This is a genomic window from Microbacterium sp. 2FI (genome assembly GCF_005502885.1).
In the GTDB taxonomy this organism is placed as follows: domain Bacteria; phylum Actinomycetota; class Actinomycetes; order Actinomycetales; family Microbacteriaceae; genus Microbacterium.
The window spans coordinates 95,666-110,432 of the sequence record NZ_SCMR01000004.1 but is presented as its reverse complement, the minus strand read 5'-3'; the positions used below and the strand labels follow the sequence as shown (position 1 = coordinate 110,432).

Annotated in this window: 10 protein-coding genes; 2 read left to right on the top strand and 8 right to left on the bottom strand. The window is 71.7% G+C overall.

What is annotated here, in order from left to right:
- Nucleotides 1–51: 51 nt before the first annotated feature.
- The 6 genes from FFS15_RS05805 to xylA all read right to left on the bottom strand — a co-directional run bounded on the left by FFS15_RS05805 (nt 52) and on the right by xylA (nt 6,210).
- Nucleotides 52–543, bottom strand: a complete 492-nt coding sequence (locus tag FFS15_RS05805) for a glutaminase (RefSeq protein WP_137844064.1) — start codon at nt 541–543, stop codon at nt 52–54.
- Between the two features lie 20 nt (nt 544–563).
- Complete coding sequence (locus tag FFS15_RS05800; protein ID WP_137844063.1) at nt 564–1,766, bottom strand: cation:proton antiporter; 1,203 nt, start codon at nt 1,764–1,766, stop codon at nt 564–566.
- A 27-nt stretch (nt 1,767–1,793) separates the two neighbouring features.
- The gene (locus tag FFS15_RS05795) at nt 1,794–2,546 is read right to left on the bottom strand and encodes a GTP pyrophosphokinase family protein (RefSeq protein WP_137844062.1); all 753 of its coding nucleotides are present in this window, start codon (nt 2,544–2,546) and stop codon (nt 1,794–1,796) included.
- A 47-nt stretch (nt 2,547–2,593) separates the two neighbouring features.
- Nucleotides 2,594–3,439 (bottom strand): transposase, encoded by an 846-nt coding sequence (locus tag FFS15_RS05790; protein ID WP_137844061.1) that lies wholly within the window; start codon nt 3,437–3,439, stop codon nt 2,594–2,596.
- Nucleotides 3,440–3,611: 172 nt separating this feature from the next.
- Nucleotides 3,612–4,916, bottom strand: a complete 1,305-nt coding sequence (locus FFS15_RS05785; RefSeq protein ID WP_171013099.1) for an FGGY family carbohydrate kinase — start codon at nt 4,914–4,916, stop codon at nt 3,612–3,614.
- 106 nt (nt 4,917–5,022) lie between these two features.
- On the bottom strand, nt 5,023–6,210 hold the full coding sequence (gene xylA, locus FFS15_RS05780) for a xylose isomerase (RefSeq protein ID WP_137844060.1): 1,188 nt from the start codon (nt 6,208–6,210) through the stop codon (nt 5,023–5,025).
- 116 nt (nt 6,211–6,326) lie between these two features.
- Here xylA and FFS15_RS05775 point away from each other — a divergent pair, with 116 nt between their 5' ends.
- Together FFS15_RS05775 and FFS15_RS05770 are read left to right on the top strand one after the other, a co-directional pair.
- Nucleotides 6,327–7,334, top strand: a complete 1,008-nt coding sequence (locus tag FFS15_RS05775) for a LacI family DNA-binding transcriptional regulator (protein ID WP_137844059.1) — start codon at nt 6,327–6,329, stop codon at nt 7,332–7,334.
- Between the two features lie 113 nt (nt 7,335–7,447).
- Nucleotides 7,448–11,278 (top strand): endo-1,4-beta-xylanase, encoded by a 3,831-nt coding sequence (locus FFS15_RS05770; protein WP_171013098.1) that lies wholly within the window; start codon nt 7,448–7,450, stop codon nt 11,276–11,278.
- Nucleotides 11,279–11,487: 209 nt separating this feature from the next.
- On the opposite strand, the gene FFS15_RS05765 is transcribed toward FFS15_RS05770, so the two are convergent.
- Both FFS15_RS05765 and FFS15_RS05760 read right to left on the bottom strand, forming a co-directional pair.
- A complete protein-coding gene (locus FFS15_RS05765; protein WP_137844057.1) occupies nt 11,488–13,881 on the bottom strand; it encodes a glycoside hydrolase family 3 N-terminal domain-containing protein in 2,394 nt (797 codons plus the stop codon).
- Nucleotides 13,878–14,756, bottom strand: coding sequence for a carbohydrate ABC transporter permease (locus FFS15_RS05760; RefSeq protein ID WP_212743118.1), 879 nt, complete (start codon nt 14,754–14,756; stop codon nt 13,878–13,880). The genes FFS15_RS05765 and FFS15_RS05760 overlap by 4 nt, the downstream gene beginning before the upstream one ends.
- Nucleotides 14,757–14,767 lie beyond the last annotated feature (11 nt).

The window sequence follows — 14,767 nt, the reverse complement described above, 5'->3', positions numbered from 1 at the left end:
CCGAGACCGCGGGGCACCCCGTTGACAGCGGCGGCGGCGCCGGGCTATCGGTCACGCACCGCCGGGCGGATCGAGCAGCAGCGCGATGCGCTCGTCGAGGTACGCGGCGAGCGGGGCGTAACCGCCGGCTGCGCTCCACCGGATGCTCGGGACGCCATCGACCATCGCGAGGGGACCGGATGCCGCGCCCTGCGCCACCGCCGCGGCATCCAGCTCGTGCCACCCGATGTGCACCGTCGCGCCTTCGGGGAAGCCGCCCCGCCGTGCCGCCGCAGCGAGCTCTGCCCGACGCCGCTGTGACTCGGCGGCGAAGCCGCGGCGCACCTCGGCCCGGGCACGCACGACCTCGCCGACAGCGAGGACGGCGGCATCCGTCAACAGCAGCGCACCCACGTGCCACGCCTCGCCGCGCGCCACGATGCGCGGAGCCCGGGCGATGCCGAGCACGCGGCGGGGCTCGATCAGCTCGCCGAGCGCCTCGCGCGGCACTCCCGCGAGCCGTGCGCGAGCACCGGCGAGCAGGTCCTCGACGTCGGTGCCCATCGCATTCCCCGGCTGCGGCGTCAGGCCGCGTCGTCCTCGACGGGTACGAGCTCGTCGCGCGTGACACTGTCGCCGCGCAGCGCCATGGCGATGAGCGGGAAGAGGAGCACCGAGAGCATGCCGGCACCGACGAGCACCGACGCCATCCCCGACGCGAGAAGGCCCTCGTCCACGCCGATCGCAGTGACGGCGACGATGATCGGCAGCCCGGTGGCGCCCATCAGCATGACCGCGAAGCGGTCGCGCAGGTCGGCGCCCGGCGGCGCGGCGAGGGCCGAGGGAAGCCCCCGCACGAGGAAGAGCGCGATGAGCGCCGCCGGCACGAGCGCGAGGAGGTGGGGGTTCTCGAGCAGCGCTTCGAGGTCGAAGGTCACGCCCGTGTAGATGAAGAAGATCGGCACGAGGAAGCCGAAGGCGACGGCCTCGATCTTGCTCTCGACGGCTTCGCGATCCACCTCCTTCGCCTCGCGCATGAGCAGCCGCCAGACGATCCCGGCGGTGAACGCCCCCAGCAGCATGTCGATGTCGAGCGCGATGCTGAGCGTCACGAGCGCGACGAGGATCAGCAGCACCGCGCGCACGGCGAACTGCCCCGAGGTGTGCAGGGTGGAGTTCACGAACGCGTGCAGCCGCCCCTGCGGCACGCGCATCGCCCACCACACCGCGACGCCGGCGATGAGGGCGAAGAGCACCAGCACGATCGTCGCGCCGCCGGGGTCGCGCCCGCCGAGGAACACCGAGATCGCGATCAGGGGGCCGAACTCGCCGACGGTGCCGAGGGCGCTCACCGACTGCCCGAACGGTGTGCGCAGCTCGCCCGCGTCGCGCAGGATCGGCAGCAGGGTGCCGAGGGCGGTCGAGGCCAGCGCGACGCCGATGATGACGCCGGCCTCGCCGGGCACGAGCACGAAGCCGATCGCGATCCCGGTCGCGATGCTGACGAACCAGCCGAACCACGCGCGGCGCCCGCGACGGCCGTGCAGCGCGCTCGCCTGGATCTCGGTGCCGGCGACGAAGAACAGCATCGCGAGACCGAACTCCGACAGGGCGTTGGCGAATTCCGACTCCTGCACCCAGCCGAGGACGCTCGGCCCGAAGACGATCCCGAGCACCAGCTCGAACACCACGATCGGCACCCGCAGCACCCGCCCGGTACCGCGCGCGAGGAGCGGCGCGAGCACCGCGAGCAGGCTGATGACGAGCAGGGATGCGACGTGGTCCACCCGGCCAGCGTATTGCCGAGGGCGTCCTCAGACGGCGCGGGGGGTGCGTGGGGTGTGATGGGCGACCTCGGGCGCGGGTACGACGGCGAGGGTGCCCGTGCGCGGACCCCGGATCTCGCGGTGCAGGCGCTCCATGCGCTCGTCCAGCTCGGCGGCCGTGTCGGCGGCATCTTTCAGGCTCGCCAGCAGCTCGTCGGGGACGCGCGTGTCGTACTTGTAGTAGATCTTGTGCTCGAGGCTCGCCCAGAAATCCATCGCGATCGTGCGGAACTGCACCTCGACGGGCACCTCGACGCGTCCGGTCGAGAGGAACACCGGCACCTCGACGATCGCGTGCAGGCTCTTGTAGCCGTTGGGCTTGGGCTCTGCGATGTAGTCCTTGACGGTGAGGACGCGGATGTCGTCCTGCGCCGTGAGCAGGTCGAACAGGCGATACGCGTCGGCGACGAAGCTGCACGTGATGCGGACTCCGGCGATGTCGGTGATGCTCTCGCGGATCGAGGCGAAGTCGCCGTCGACGCCCTTGCGCTGCACCTTCTCGACGAGGCTGTCGGGCGACTTCACGCGGCTGGAGACATGCTCGATCGGGTTGTAGTCGTGGACGAGCTGGAACTCGTCGCGGAGGATCCCGATCTTCGTCTCGATCTCCTGCATGCCGAACCGGTACTCGAGCAGGAACCGCTGCAGCTCATCGCGGACGGTGCGCAGCTCTCCTGCCGAGATCGTGATGGGGGTGTCGTCGGGACTCGAAGCGGACAGAAGCGCCGCGGGATCAGCCATGCCCCCACGGTAGGCAGGCCCCCTACGAGAGTCCTGTGAGTGGGCGATCAGTCCTCGAGGGCGCGGCGGGCGCCCGCCAACGCCTTCGCGGCATCACGGGCACGGGATGCCGCCGCGTCACGCTCTGACTCGAGCGTGTTCAGCTCGGCCGCAGTGGTCACGGCATCCGCCTCGAGCCGGGCCAGGTCGCGCCGCAGGTCGTCGATGCGCTCGGCGAGGTGGTCGGCGCGCTCGCGCGTCTTGCCGAGCTTCGCCTCGGCGCCGGCGAGCGTGCGCTCGGCCTCGTTCGACGCGCGCTCGGCCTCGCGCGCCGCCTTCTCGGCGGCCTTGCGCGCGCGGCGCTCGGCGAGATCGTCGCGGGCCGGTGCGGGCGCCGCGCCCGGCAGCGAGCCGCCGACGGCGTCGGCGAGGTCTGACTCTTCGAAGGCGCCGGCCTCGAGCGAACGGACCAGCCGCGCCGTCATCACGGCTGCGGCGGCCGCGGCATCCATCACCGCCGCGTTGATCGTCTTCTCGACCTCATCGTGCGCCGCGGCGCTCACCGGTACCCCGGCGTCGCGCGAGAGGCCCGATGCCTGCGTCGCGAGGGCCGCGACGAGGGCGCGGCGCTGCCGGCCGAGGCGCGAGAGCTCGGCCGCGTCGAGGTCGTCCTGCGCGTCGCGCAGCGCCGCCGACAGCTCGAGCGCGTCGGCGAGCTGGCCCTCGCGGGCGAGGAGGTTCACCGCCCACGCGGCGACCGAGGGCTTGCGCAGCGTCTTCAGCTGCGCGCGGAGCGCGGGGGCGGATGCTGCGGCCCGGGCGTTTCGCGCGGCGGTGAAGTCGGCTGGCGGGAGCGCGTAGAGCTCGGCCGCGATCGCGTCGAGGGCGTCGGTCGCTCCGGTGCTTTCGTCCACGCGCCCATTCTCGCTGGCGCGGGGTGGAGTTTGGGACCGGAGATGTGCCGAGGCTGTCGTGTCTCCCTGGGTTTGGGGCGCGTTGCGTGCGCGACACGCCGAGGCGGCCGGCGTGTCGTGCGCGGAAGACGCCCCAAACCGAGGTGGCTGGGTCAGCGGCGACGTGGCGCGGTCAGCCCGCGAGCGCCGCGGCCGCCTGCCGGGCGGCGCCCAGCGCGACGTACTCTCCGGCGTCGGGCACCTCGACGGGGATGCCGAAGACGAGCGGCGCGATCTGGCGCACGGCCTCGGATTGGGCTCCACCGCCGATGAGGAGCGCCCGCTCGAGCGGGACGCCGAGCGCGCGGAGCGCCTCGAGGCCGGCACCGAGGCCGCCGAGCATGCCCTCGACCGCTGCGCGCGCGAGGTTCTCGCGCGTCGTCGAGGCCAGGGTCATGCCGGTCAGCGACGCAGTGGCGTCAGGGAGGTTCGGGGTGCGCTCGCCTTCGAAGTACGGCACCAGTGCGAGTCCGGCAGCTCCCGGGTCGGCGGCGAGCGCCAGCCGGCTGAGCTCGGCGTGGTCGACCCCGAGCACGCGCGCGATCGCATCCAGCACGCGCGCGGCGTTGAGCGTCGCCACGAGCGGCAGGAAGCGCCCGGTGCAGTCGGCGAAGCCCGCGACAGTGCCGGTCGGGTCGATCGTGCGCGACTCGCTGACGGCGAAGACCGTGCCGCTCGTGCCGATCGAGACGACCACATCGCCCGGACCCGCTCCGAGACCGAGTGCCGCACCGGCATTGTCGCCGGCGCCCGGCCCGACGCGTCGGCCGTCGGCATCCGTCACCCATTCGTCGGCGCCCAGGACGCGCGGCAGGATCGCGTCGTGCCCGAGGGCTGCGATGAGCAGGTCGTGGTCGTAGCCGCCGGTCGCGGGGTTCCAGTAGCCGGTTCCGGAAGCGTCGGAGCGGTCGGTGACGAGCTCGTCGAACACGGGGCCGCGGGGCGACTCCTCCGCCGGGCCAAAGCCCCGCAGGCGCCACGTGAGCCAGTCGTGCGGCAGTGCGACGGCGGCGACCAGCGCCGCGTTGTCGGGCTCGTGGTCGTGCAGCCACCGCAGCTTGGTGATGGTGAACGAGGCGACGGGCACCAGCCCCGAGCGCTCGGCGAGTGCGTCGGCGCCGAACTCCGCGATCAGATCGGCCGCGGCTCCGGCTGAACGGGTGTCGTTCCACAGGAGGGCGTCGCGGATCACGCGGCCCTCGGCATCCAGCGCCACCATGCCATGCTGCTGCCCGCCGATGGCCCACGCCGCGACGTCGTCGAGACCCCCCGCGTCGGTGATCGCCGCGCGCAGGGCCGCCCACCACGCACCGGGGTGCACCTCGGTGCCGTCGGGGTGCGACGCGCGCCCCGTCCGCACGACCACGCCGGTCGCGGCATCCGTCATGACGACCTTGCACGACTGCGTCGACGAGTCGACTCCCATGACCAGCGTCATCGCTCCCGGTCCTTTCGCTTCCACCGTCTACGGACGAGACACGCCGCGCTCAGGTCAGGCGGCGGCGGCGTGTCCCGTCCGTAAACGGCTGTGGGGGTGGGGTGGGTCAGCGGGCGCCGAGCAGGTGCTCGGTGGCCAGCTGCTGCAGGCGCACGAAGCCGCCGCCCTTGCCGCCCATGTAGACACCGGCGTCGAAGTCCTCGTACGCCGAGCGGTCGGCGAGGAAGTCGTCGTAGGTCTCGCCCGGGTTCAGCGTCGGGGTCGACAGCTCGAAGACCTTCGCGGCCTCGAGAGCCTCCTGCACCTCGGGGTCGGCGCGGAAGGCCGCGGCGCGCTCCTTGAGGAGGAGGTAGGTGCGCATGTTGGCGGATGCCGACTCCCACACGCCCTTCTCGTCCTCGGTGCGGCTGGGCTTGTAGTCGAAGTGACGGGGGCCCTCGTAGGCGGGAACGCCACCGGGGCCGCCGTTCTCGAGCAGGTCGACGAGCGCGAACGCATTGTGCAGGTCGCCGTGGCCGAACACGAGGTCCTGGTCGTACTTGATGCCGCGCTGGCCGTTGAGGTCGATGTGGAAGAGCTTGCCGTGGTACAGCGCCTGGGCGATGCCGGCGGCGAAGTTCAGACCCGCCATCTGCTCGTGTCCGACCTCGGGGTTGAGGCCGACGAGCTCGGGACGCTCGAGCGAGTCGATGAAGGCGATCGCGTGACCGAGCGTCGGCAGCAGGATGTCGCCGCGCGGCTCGTTCGGCTTCGGCTCGATCGCGAAGCGGATGTCGTAGCCCTTGTCGGTGACGTAGTCGCCGAGCAGGTTCACGGCCTCGCGGTAGCGCTCGAGCGCCTGGCGGATGTCCTTGGCGGCGTCGTACTCGGCGCCCTCGCGGCCTCCCCACATGACGAACGTCTTGGCGCCGAGCTCGGCACCGAGGTCGAGCTGGCGGAAGACCTTGCGCAGAGCGAAGCGGCGGACGTCGCGGTCGTTGGCGGTGAAGCCACCGTCCTTGAAGACCGGGGCGGAGAAGAGGTTGGTCGTGACCATCGGCACGATGAGGCCGGTGTCGGCGAGCGCGCCCTTGAGTCGATCGATCTGGGTCTGCCGCTCGGCATCCGTCGAACCGAAGGCGAACAGGTCGTCGTCGTGGAACGTGAGGCCGTAGGCGCCGAGCTCGGCGAGCTTCTCGACGACGTGGACGACGTCGAGCGCGGGGCGGGTCGGTCCGCCGAACGGATCGGTGCCGTTGTATCCGACGGTCCAGAGACCGAACGAGAACTTGTCGGCGGGGGTGGGGGTGGCCATGACGCTCCTTCGCGGGAATTGTTGCGTACGACAACCTATAGCATTTCGGGCGCCGCGTCCACCCCGCTCGGCACGCGCGACGCCGGTCCGATAGTTTCGAGCACTAGCATCGACGCATGACCGATACACCCCGGGTGACACTCGCCGCGATCGCGGAGGAGGCGGGCGTCTCGCTCGCGACGATGTCGAAGGTCCTCAACGGCCGCGCCGACGTCGCGCCGGCGACGCGAGCTCGCCTCGAGGAGCACCTCGCCCGCCACGGCTACACCCGGCGCAGCGCCACGCAGCGCACAGAGTTCGTCGAGCTCGTCTTCCACGAGCTCGAGCCCAGCTGGTCGATGGAGGTCATCGAGGGGGTCGAGGAGGTCGCCCACGCGGCGGGGCTCTCGGTCGTCCTCACCGTCAGCGGCGACCGCCACGCGCCGGGCGCCGAGTGGATCGACGGCGTGCTGCGCCGCCGCCCGGTCGGGGTGATCCTCGTCTTCTCCGACATCGCGGCGCCATACCGCGAGAAGCTGCGCTCGCGCGGCATCCCGTTCGTCATCGTCGACCCCGCCGGCGACCCGTCCCCCGACGTGCCGTCGGTCGGCTCGGCGAACTGGTCGGGCGGACTCATGGCGACCCGCCACCTCATCGAGCTCGGCCACCGTCGCATCGCCGCGATCACCGGCCCCGAAGACATGATGTGCTCGCTCGCCCGCGTCGACGGCTATCGCTCGGCCATGAACGCCGCCGGACTCCCCATCGACCCCGAGCTGATCCGCTTCGGCGACTTCCACCCCGGCGGCGGCGAGGCCCGCGCGCGGGAACTGCTCGCCCTGCCCGAGCCGCCCACGGCGATCTTCGCGGGCAGCGACCTGCAGGCCCTCGGGGCGATCGCGGCGGGATCCGCGGCCGGACTCCGCGTGCCCGACGACCTCTCGGTCGTGGGATACGACGACATCGCGCTCTCGCGCTGGATGAGCCCGCAGCTGACCACCGTCCACCAGCCACTGCGCCGCATGGGCGAAGAGGCGACGCGGCTCGCCCTCCGCCTGGCCGACGGTGCGGGCGTCGAGACGCTGCGCATGGATCTCGCGACGCACCTGGTCGTCCGGGGAAGCACCGCGCGCCTCGAAACATGACACCGCAACTTACGAAAGAAGTTTCGTAACATTTCTGACACGAACTGACTCCACGCCGGATGCTGCGGCATATGTTTGCCGCACCCACAAATCCAGCGCAAAGGAGCGCAGACGTGAGCCGACGACGTGCTGGCTGGGGGATCGCCGCGGCGATCTCCGCGGCCGCCCTGATCCTCTCCCCCCTCACCCCCGCGGTCGCCGCGCCGGTGACCGTCTCGTCCATCGATTTCGAAGACGGCACGATCGGCGACTGGACCCAGAGCGGCGGTGACGGCTCGACCCTGACGTTCGTCGCCGACCCCGAGGGCTCCGGCACCGTGCTGCGGGTCAATGACCGAGCCGCCGACTATGTCGGCATCCAGAGCCCGACCACGATCTTCGAGACCGGCGAGACCTACACGGTCTCGGCCAAGGTGCGCCTCGCCCCGGGAACCCCGGGCTCCGCCGGCGTTCGGTTCGTCGGCAAGCCCGGCTACGGATGGATCGGCAACACGACGATGACGGCGGACGCCTGGACCACCGTCTCGGGGCAGTGGACCGCACCGGCACCCGAGGACGGCACGCCGTTCCAGATCTACCTCGGCACCGCCGAGACCGGCTCCCCCTACTCGTACCTCGTGGACGACGTGCTCATCACCGCCGAGGCTCCCGAACCGCCGGCCGACACGGTCGTGCTGCAGAGCGACTTCGAAAGCGGCACGGCTCCGTGGACCGGTCGCGGTGCGACGATCGCCCAGACGGATGCCGCGGCCCACACGGGAACGCACGCGCTCGCGATCACGAACCGCACGAGTTCGTGGAACGGTGCGTCGGTCGACGTGTCCACCCTCTTCGAGCCGGGCGTCACGTACACGATCTCGGCATGGGTGCGGCTCCTCGACCCCGCAGCGACCCCCGTCGGGGTGAACCTCGGCGCGAACCAGCCCGGGGCCGACAACGAGTACCCGTGGGTCGGATCCCGCCCGACCGTCGGCGCCGACTGGGTGCAGCTCACCGGCACCTATGTGAACGACGCCGCGCACCCGGCGGCATCCCTCTATGTCGAAGCCGCCGCGGCCGGCGTCGATCTCGTGCTCGACGACGTGCTCATCACCGCGCCGGCCGACTCCCCCGACGAGCCCGAGCCCGGCATCGTGATCGACACCGACTTCGAAGACGCCACGCTGCAGGGCTGGTCGATCCGGCAGACCGGATCGGGAGACCCGCAGCTGGCGACGACGACCGACGCCGCGCACACCGGCGACTATTCGGCGCGCGTCTCCAATCGCACCTCGCAGGGCCAAGGACCCCAGTACGACGTCGTCGGGCTGCTCGAGCCGGGCGTGACCTACGAGGTCGAGGCATGGGTCAAGTTCGAGGGCGAGCCCGGAGACATGACCCTGAGCGCCCGCACACTGAGCGGCACATCGGAGTCGTTCACGAACCTCGTGCAGTTCACCGGTCTGTCGCAGACGGAGTGGGTGCGCGTGGGCGGAACCTTCACGATCCCTGCGTTCGACGAGGCCGCCGAGCTCTACTTCGAGACGCGGTGGGTGAGCGAGGGCGCAGCCGGCAACACGTCGCCGTTCCTCGTCGACGACATCGTCGTCAGCATCCCCGAGCCCGCCGTGATCGACACGAGCCTCACGCCGATCATGGACACGCTCGACTTCCCGGTGGGGGTCGCGATCGACAGCCGCGAGACGGCCGGTTCGGCGTCGGATCTGCTGCTGCACCACTTCGACCAGATCACCGCCGAGAACCACATGAAGCCCGAGGCCTGGTACGACGGCACAGGCACCTTCGGCATCCACGAGCAGGCCGCGACCCTCATGCAGTTCGCGAAGGACGAAGGGCTCGGCATGTACGGGCACGTGCTCGTGTGGCACAGCCAGACCCCGGCCTGGTTCTTCCAGAACGCGGCCGGCGAACCCCTCACCACGAGCGAGGCCGACAAGCAGTTCCTGCGCGAGCGGCTGCGCACGCACATCTTCGCGGTCGCGGAGAGCCTCAGCGCCTACGGCCCCTACGGCGGCGGCAATCCGCTCGTCGCGTTCGACGTCGTCAACGAGGTGGTCTCCGACAGCGGCGAGAACCCCGACGGGCTCCGCCGCAGCGAGTGGTTCCGCATCCTCGGCGAAGAGTTCATCGATCTCGCGTTCCGCTACGCCGACGAGGCGTTCAACGAGGTGTACGCGGCGCCCGGCGCGGAGCGCCCGGTGACGCTCTTCATCAACGACTACAACACCGAGCAGGACGGCAAGCAGCAGCGCTACCTCGACCTCGTCGAGCGCCTGCTCGCTCGCGGGGTGCCGGTCGACGGCGTGGGGCACCAGTTCCATGTCAACCTCGCGATGCCGGTGACGGCGCTCGAGACCGCGATCAAGCGCTTCCAGCACCTGCCGGTCGTCCAGGCGGTCACCGAGTTCGACGTCCCGACGGGCACGCCCGTCACCGCGGCGCTGCTCATCGAGCAGGGCTACTACTACCGCGACGCGTTCCGGATCTTCCGCGAGTACGCCGCCGACATGTTCAGCGTGACCGTGTGGGGACTCACCGACGGGCGCAGTTGGCGCGACAGCTCGGGCGACCCGCTCGTGTTCGACGACGGGTTCCAGGCCAAGCCCGCCTACTTCGGGACGGTCGGCGGCGATCTCGCTGCGCGCCTGCGCACCGCGAACGTCTTCGCGGGCGACGTCGCGCTCGGCCCCGACGCGACGTCGTCGCCCGAGTGGCAGCGCCTGCCGCAGCACGCCGTCGAGAGCACGGCGCGGTTCCAGCTGCGGTGGGCCCCGGAACACCTGACGGCGTTCGTGAGCGTCGACGACGCGACGACGGATGCCACGGATGCCGTCGCCTTCGAGGTCGACGGCGCGGTGGTCACGGTGCCGCGCAGCGGCGCCGCCGGCCCCGTGGTGACCGAGCGCGAGGGCGGCTACGACGTGGTGGCGCACCTGCCGATCACCCCGGCCCAGGGCGACGCGGTCGCGTTCGACGTACGGGTGACGGATGCCGCGACGACCGTGGGCTGGAACACGCCCGGCGCCGTCGGAACCCTCACCCTCGTCGAGCCGCTGTCGTTCCTCGAGGTGGTCGAGGCACCCGACGCACCGGCGATCGACGGCGCGATCGACGGCCTCTGGAGCCAGGCGAACGCGGTGACCACCGGCAAGCAGGTCGAAGGCACCAGCGGCGCGAGCGCGACCGTGCGGACGCTGTGGATGGAGAACACCCTCTACGTGCTGGCACAGGTGGCCGACCCGACCGTCGACGTGTCGGGATCCGACCCGTGGATCCAGGACTCGGTCGAGCTCTACGTCGACGCCGGCAACTACAAGAACGGCTCGTACCGCTACGACGACTCGCAGATCCGCATCAGCGCCGAGAACCAGGTGTCGTTCGGCACCGGCGACGAGGCGTTCCAGCGGGCGCGCGTGCAGAGCGAGACCACGCCGGTCGAGGGCGGCTACATCGTCGAGGCGGCGATCAGCCTGCTCGAGTACGGCGGTGCGGGCAGCTTCCACGGCCTCGACTTCCAGGTGAACGACGCCACCGCGGGCGCGCGCACGTCGATCCGCAACTGGGCCGACCCCACCGGCGCGGGCTATCAGTCCACGGCCCGCTGGGGCGTGGGAGAGCTCGTCGAGGCGGCGGTTCCGACCGACGTCGTCAACACGGTCGCCCCCTCGATTGCGGGAACCCCCGTCGTCGGCGAGACGCTGCGGGCGGATGCCGGAACGTGGGAGCCCGCGGGCGCCACGTTCATGTACCGGTGGCAGGCCGACGGGGACGACATCCCCGGGGCGAAGAAGTCGACCTACAAGATCAAGCCCCGCGATGCGGGCGCCTCGATCACGGTGGTCGTGACCGCGTCCGCCCCCGGACTCGCGGACGGCTCGGCGGTCTCGGCATCGGTGGTTGCGGAGCCCGCCCCGAAGCGGGTGCCGCCCGGGCACGCGCGCTGAGCGCTGCCGAGGGCCGCACGGCGGGCGGGGCGCTCCTGCCCGCCGTGCAGAACGGCGGAGATCCGCAATCCGGAGGGCCGAAGCACCGGCATCCATCCTCCGTTCTGCGGATCTCCTCCGTTTGCGTACCCCGCGCGAGGGGCAACCCCACCGCACACGAAGAAAGCGGTGCGGGTGGCGAACCACCCGCACCGCTTCCCGCGGCGGCCTCAGTCGTCGGGGGTGACTGCGACGGCCGCGTGCAGGCGCCTGGTGTGGTCGACCACACGCGCGGCACCGGTGATCCGCACCGAGCGGGTCGCGACGATCTCGGCGCTCGAGCGTCCGAAGCCGAAGACGAGCTCGCCGGGCTCGATGATGCGCCGCCCGTCGATGCCCGTGAACGAGGCGAGGTCTGCGGGGACGTCGAACGACACCCGGACGCGCTCCCCCGCAGCGAGCGGCACCCGCGCGTACGCGATGAGCCGCTGGACGGGCCTCACGGTCGAGGCGACCGGATCGTGGAGATACAGCTGCACCACCTCGACGCCGTCGCGCTCGCCGGCGCTTCCGACGTGGATCGAGACCGTCACCGAGCCGTCGGCGGAGATCTCGGAGGCCGAGGCCGCGGCATCCGACCACACCGACGTCGCGTACCCGAGGCCGTGTCCGAAGGCGAACGCGGGGCTCGGGTCGATGTTCGAGACGTCGTTCACGCGCGCGAGGGTCGAGGCGAGGTACGTCGAGGGCTGGGCGCCGGAATCGCGCGGGATGCTGACCGGCAGGCGTCCGCTCGGGTTGACGCGTCCGCTCAGGACCCCGGCGATCGCGTCGGTGCCGGCCTCGCCCGCGAAGAAGGTCTGCACGATCGCCGCGGCACACTCGGGCGCCGCACCCAGCGCGTACGGGCGTCCCGAGAGCAGCGTGACGACGGTCGGCACCCCCGCCGCGAGCACCGCGTCCAGCAGCGCCTGCTGGGCACCGGGCAGCGTCAGGTCGGCTGCGTCGCACCCCTCGCCGCTGGTGCCGCGACCGAAGAGCCCGGCCCGGTCGCCGAGGGCGAGCACGACGACGTCGGCAGCGGATGCCGCGGCCACCGCCTCGGCGAACCCGTCGGTCTCACCGCCGTCGATCGTGGTTCCGGGCGCGTGGACGATGTCGGCGGCGGGGAACTCGGCGGCGAGCGCCTCGAGAAGGGTCGGCAGCGCGATGCCGATCGGCACCTCGGGATGCCGCACCCCCACGTGCGAGGGGAACGAGTAGCACCCGAGCACGGCGTAGGGATCGGCGGCCGTGGGGCCGACGACGGCCATGCGCGGCGGCGCCGCGAGAGGCAGCGTGCCGTCGTTGGAGACGAGGATGACCGCCTCTTCCGCGAGGCGCCGGGCGAGGTCGCGGTTTGCGGGCGGGTCGAGGTCGACGAGGCCGCGTACGGCGTCGGCGTCGTCGTTCGCACCGCCGGCGGGCCCGGCGAGCGCGGCAAGTGCCGGCGGGACGGGGTTCCAGCCCGCGTCGAGCAGACCGAGGTCGATCTTCTGGCGCAGCACGCGCCGCAGTGCCCGGTCGACGAGCGCCTCGTCGACCCGGCCGTCCTCGACGGCGCGCACGAGCTCGAGCCCGAAGGTCTTCACGGTCGGCAGCTCGACGTCGATGCCGGCGGCGAGGGCTGCCGCCGCGGCATCCGTCCATCCTTCGCTGTGGCCGTGGAGCTCTTTGAGGAAGGCGATCGAGAAGTAGTCGGCGACGACCGTCCCCTCGAAGCCCCACTCGTCGCGGAGGAGTCCGGTGAGCAGCCGCGCGTCGGCGGCCGTCGGCACGCCGTCGAGGTCGGTGTACGAGTTCATCACCGACCGCACCCCGCTTTCGCGCAGCGCCATCTCGAACGGGGGCAGCAGCACGTCGGCGAGCTCGCGTGCGCCGACGGAGACCGGCGCCAGGTTGCGCCCGCCCTTCGACGCCGAGTAGCCGACGAAGTGCTTGAGTGTCGCGACGACACCGGCCGACTCGACGCCCTGGATGTAGGCGGTCGCGACCGTGCCGACGAGGTACGGATCTTCGCCGATCGTCTCCTCGACACGGCCCCAGCGCGCGTCGCGCACGACGTCGAGCACCGGCGCGAGGCCCTGGTGCACGCCGAGCGAGCGCATGTCGCTGCCGATGCGGGCGCCCACCTCGCGGACGAGGTCGGGGTCGAAGCTCGCGCCCCAGCTGAGCGGGACGGGGTACGCGGTCGCGCCCCACGTCGCGAAGCCCGCGAGGCACTCCTCGTGCGCCAGCGCGGGAATGCCGAAGCGATTCGCCGCGACGATGCGCTGCTGTGCGCGCTGCAGCGACAGCGCGCCGACAGCGGGGTCGACCGGCGCCGTGCCGAACGGGCGCGTGAGCTGGCCGAGACCGGCCGGCAGCAGCGCCTCGAGGTCGACGTCGTCGCTCAGGTCGTGCTGGTGGGGCGCGACGTCTTCGCCGTCGTCGGAGGCGCCGACCCACACGCCGTACAGCTGCGCGATCTTCTCGGCGACGGTCATCTCCGCCACGAGGGCGTCGACGCGCTCATCGACGGGGCGTGACGCGTCGTGCCACGGCGTCTTCAGGCGCGCCGCGCCAGGGAGCTCGGACAGGGTCATCCCTTCACCGCCCCGGTGAGACCGCCGACGATCCGCTTCTCGGCGAGCAGGAAGAACACGAGCGCGGGGATCATCGCGAGCGACGTGTAGGCGAGCACCGCGCCGGTGTCCTGCGAGTACTGCGACGAGAACTGGGTGACCCCGAGGGGCAGGGGCCACAGCTCCTGCGGGAGCGACCCGGTGCTGATCACGAGGAGCGGAAGCAGATAGCTGTTCCAACTGCCGACGAAGGCGAGGATGCCGACGGTGATGAGTCCGGGCTTGGAGAGGGGCAGCAGAATCCGCCAGAAGAACCCGATGCGCGATGCCCCGTCGATGAAGGCCGCCTCTTCGAGCTCGTCGGGGATCGCTCGCAGGAACGGCACCAGGATGATGATCGTCGTCGGCAGCGCGAACGCGATGCCCGGGATGATCACGCCGAGATACGTGCCGTGGAGGCCGAGCGTGCGCAGCAGCAGCGTGAGCGGCAGCGCCGCGACCGTGATCGGGAACATGAGCCCGGCCGCGAACAGCGTGTACAGCCCCTGCCGGCCGCGGAAGTCGTAGCGCGCGATCACGAAGGCCGCCATGAGGCCGGCGATGACGACGCCGACGGTGGTGGCGACCGCGAGCACCGTGCTCGCGAAGACGTTGCCCCAGAAGCGGGGCGAACCGAGCACGGTGACCCAGTTCTCGAGCACCCACGGGTCGGGAAGCCCCGCGGGGTTCGCGTTGAGGTCGCCGGTGGTGCGGAACCCGCCGATGAAGACGTACAGCACCGGGCCGATGGCGACGGCGGCGACGACGAGCGCGACGAGGTAGACGAAGGGCTGGCCCCAGTCGAAGCGACGGCCGGCGGGGGCGGATTCCGGAGCGTCGGCCCGGCCGGTGACGATGGTGGTGGTGG

Bases quoted from the DNA above. Each gene is read 5' to 3' on its own strand.
- FFS15_RS05805 (WP_137844064.1), bottom strand. From the start codon at position 543: ATGGGCACCGACGTCGAGGACCTGCTCGCCGGTGCTCGCGCACGGCTC.
- FFS15_RS05795 (WP_137844062.1), bottom strand. From the start codon at position 2,546: ATGGCTGATCCCGCGGCGCTTCTGTCCGCTTCGAGTCCCGACGACACC.
- FFS15_RS05785 (WP_171013099.1), bottom strand. From the start codon at position 4,916: ATGACGCTGGTCATGGGAGTCGACTCGTCGACGCAGTCGTGCAAGGTC.
- xylA (WP_137844060.1), bottom strand. From the start codon at position 6,210: ATGGCCACCCCCACCCCCGCCGACAAGTTCTCGTTCGGTCTCTGGACC.
- FFS15_RS05775 (WP_137844059.1), top strand. From the start codon at position 6,327: ATGACCGATACACCCCGGGTGACACTCGCCGCGATCGCGGAGGAGGCG.
- FFS15_RS05765 (WP_137844057.1), bottom strand. From the start codon at position 13,881: ATGACCCTGTCCGAGCTCCCTGGCGCGGCGCGCCTGAAGACGCCGTGG.